The sequence below is a fragment of the Microcystis sp. LEGE 08355 genome (genome assembly GCF_015207185.1).
In the GTDB taxonomy this organism is placed as follows: Bacteria; Cyanobacteriota; Cyanobacteriia; order Cyanobacteriales; family Microcystaceae; genus Microcystis; species Microcystis panniformis.
On record NZ_JADEXI010000548.1, the window covers coordinates 1 to 3,118 of the forward strand.

Genomic DNA, 3,118 nt, shown 5'->3' on the forward strand with positions numbered 1-3,118 from the left:
CATCGAGATGGGCCTGCACGTCTTTTTTGGCTGTTACTATAATCTTTTTGAGTTAATGAAAAAAGTGGGCGCTTTTCAATCCCTACTGCTCAAAGAACACACCCACACTTTTATCAACGAAGGAGGAAAAATCGGCGAATTAGACTTTCGTTTCGCCGCGGGTGCGCCTTTTAACGGTTTAAAAGCCTTTTTTACCTCCTCCCAACTCTCGGCAGCCGATAAAATCTTTAATTCTCTGGCCTTAGGTACCAGTCCCATCGTCCGCGGTCTGATAGACTTTCAAGGAGCGATGAAAACGATTCGGGATCTGGACTCGATTAGCTTTGCTGATTGGTTTCGTAGCCATGGCGGTAATGAAGGCAGTTTAAAAAAAATGTGGAATCCGATCGCCTATGCCTTAGGATTTATCGATACGGAAAATATCTCGGCCCGTTGTATGCTGACGATTTTCCAATTTTTCGCCGCTAAAACCGAAGCTTCCGTCCTGCGGATGTTGGAAGGTTCCCCCCACGAATACCTGCATAAACCGATTATTAACTATCTGGAAGCCCGGGGTGCCAAAATCTCCACCCGTCGTCAAGTGCGGGAAATTCTCTATTCTGGAGAGGGCGAAAATCTGCAAGTTAATGGCATGATCGTCGCTAACGGAGAAACCACAGAAACTATCACCGCAGATGCCTACGTTTGCGCTGGTGATGTCCCCGGTATTCAGCGTCTTATTCCCCAAGATTGGCGAAAAATGCCGATTTTTGACAATATTTTCCGACTAGAAGCCGTCCCCGTCGCTACGGTACAATTGCGTTTTGACGGTTGGGTGACGGAGTTAAATGATGCCGAAAAACGCCGACAACTGCAAAAAGCGGTGGGAATTGACAATCTTTTGTACACCCACCAAGCGGATTTTTCCTGTTTTGCAGATCTTGCTCTCACCAGTCCTAGGGATTATTATCGCCCCGGAGAAGGTTCTTTATTACAGTTGGTTTTAACCCCCGGGGATCCTTTTATTAAAGCTAAAAATGAAGATATTGCCCAGCACGTTTTAGCGCAGGTCCATAAGTTATTTCCCTCCTCGCGGGAGTTAAAGATGACTTGGTTTAGTGTGGTGAAATTGGCCCAGAGTCTTTATCGGGAAGCACCGGGGATGGATGTCTATCGTCCCTCGCAAGCGACTCCTATCCCTAACTTTTTCCTTGCTGGTAGTTATACTCAACAGGATTACATTGATAGCATGGAAGGAGCCACTTTATCCGGTAAACAGGCAGCCAAAGCGATCCTACAACAGGCCGAGCGCCGGAAATCTTTAGCCACGGTTTGAGCAAACAGCCGGCAATCTCGTCCCTTAAGAAGGGATTGCCTCTAGATTTGTTTTCAGTGGCAAAAGATAACCGCTATAGCTAACTTGGCAAGTCAGCCCTCAGGCCAAGCTATACAAAAAAGACCGATCAAGCTAGACTCGTAAAAAGATCACTCCATCTAGAAGGCTTACCCTAGACTGGAAAGAACGTCGGAAAAATCTCGTCAGAAATAGGAGTCAATCGAGTTTATGCCAGAGCTTGCTGTACCATTAGAGCTTGATTTCACCAGCGAAACCTATAAATCAGCCTATAGTCGCATTAATGCCATCGTTATTGAAGGCGAATACGAGGCCAATAGCAATTATATTCAATTAGCAGACATCCTCACCGATAACAAAGAAGAGTTACACCGTCTGGCAAAAATGGAAAACCGTCACATGAAAGGTTTTCAAGCTTGCGGCCGAAATTTGCAAATCACTCCTGATATGGATTATGCCAAAGAATTCTTTTCCTCTCTGCACAATAACTTCCAAATTGCCTACGCAGAAGGTAAAGTTGTCACCTGTTTATTAATCCAATCTTTGATTATCGAAGCTTTCGCGATCGCTGCCTATAATATTTATATTCCTGTTGCTGATCCTTTTGCCCGTAAAATTACTGAAGGCGTAGTTAAAGACGAATATTTACACCTCAATTTTGGCGAAGAATGGCTAAAAGCGAACTTTGAAACCGCTAAAGAGGAATTAGAAGCGGCAAATCGCGCTAATCTACCCATTGTCTGGAAAATGCTCAATCAAGTCGAGGATGATGCTCGCGTTCTCGCTATGGAAAAAGAGGCCCTCGTGGAAGACTTTATGATTAGCTACGGGGAAGCTTTAAGCAATATCGGTTTCAGCACCCGTGATATCATGCGGATGTCTGCCTACGGATTAACTGCTGTCTAACGCTTGAGCATCGAGATTTCTTTTTTTACCCTGCTGCCGCTCCACACAGAGCGGCGCTTTTGTGTAATATATTTAAGAGTCTTAACGATTTCTTAGCAATATCCTCATTTTTATCTAGTGCCATCTAGTCTAACGAAAGAACAATCAATGTTTGGTCTTATAGGTCATCTTACCAGTTTAGAACACGCCCAATCGGTCGCCGACGATCTAGGTTATCCTGAATATGCTAACCAGGGATTAGATTTTTGGTGCGCTGCCCCCCCGCAAATTGTCGATGATTTTCATGTCACCAGCATCACGGGACAAACCATCACGGGTAAATACATCGAATCCTGTTTTTTACCGGAGATGTTGTCGAATCGTTGGGTAAAGTCTGCTATTCGTAAGGTGCTCAATGCCATGGCACTCGCTCAAAAAAGTGATATCAATATCACCGCACTCGGCGGTTTTTCTTCAATTATTTTCGAGGAGTTTAATCTCAAAGATAATCGACAGGTGCGGAATATCGAGCTAGATTTTGGCCGTTTCACCACCGGTAACACCCACACCGCTTACGTCATCTGCACTCAAGTAGAAACCCTCGCTGAAAAAATGGGCATCGATTTAGCTCAATCTACCGTCGTGGTTTGCGGGGCAACTGGAGATATCGGCAGCGCCGTTTGTCGTTGGTTAAATGAAAAAACCGATACAAAAGAACTAATATGTGTGGCACGCAATCAAGAGCGTTTACAATCTCTGCAAGAGGAGTTAGGACGCGGTAAAATTCTCCCCCTAGAGGAGGCTTTACCCCTGGCTGATATCATTGTTTGGGTGGCTAGTATGCCTAAAGGGGTGGAAATTGATCCAGATAAACTCAAGCGCCCCTGCATTATTATTGAT

General features: G+C 44.9%; 3 protein-coding genes. All 3 read left to right on the forward strand.

Going from position 1 to position 3,118, the window contains the following annotated elements:
- Positions 1 to 1,315: 9,9'-di-cis-zeta-carotene desaturase (zds, locus tag IQ242_RS20840; protein WP_193961263.1), on the forward strand; the 1,315-nt coding region annotated here is incomplete at its 5' end.
- A gap of 228 nt (positions 1,316 to 1,543) precedes the next feature.
- Complete coding sequence (locus IQ242_RS20845) at positions 1,544 to 2,239, forward strand: aldehyde oxygenase (deformylating) (RefSeq protein WP_002764635.1); 696 nt, start codon at positions 1,544 to 1,546, stop codon at positions 2,237 to 2,239.
- A gap of 147 nt (positions 2,240 to 2,386) precedes the next feature.
- A partial coding sequence (locus tag IQ242_RS20850; protein ID WP_193961264.1) for a long-chain acyl-[acyl-carrier-protein] reductase occupies positions 2,387 to 3,118 on the forward strand: 732 nt, incomplete at its 3' end.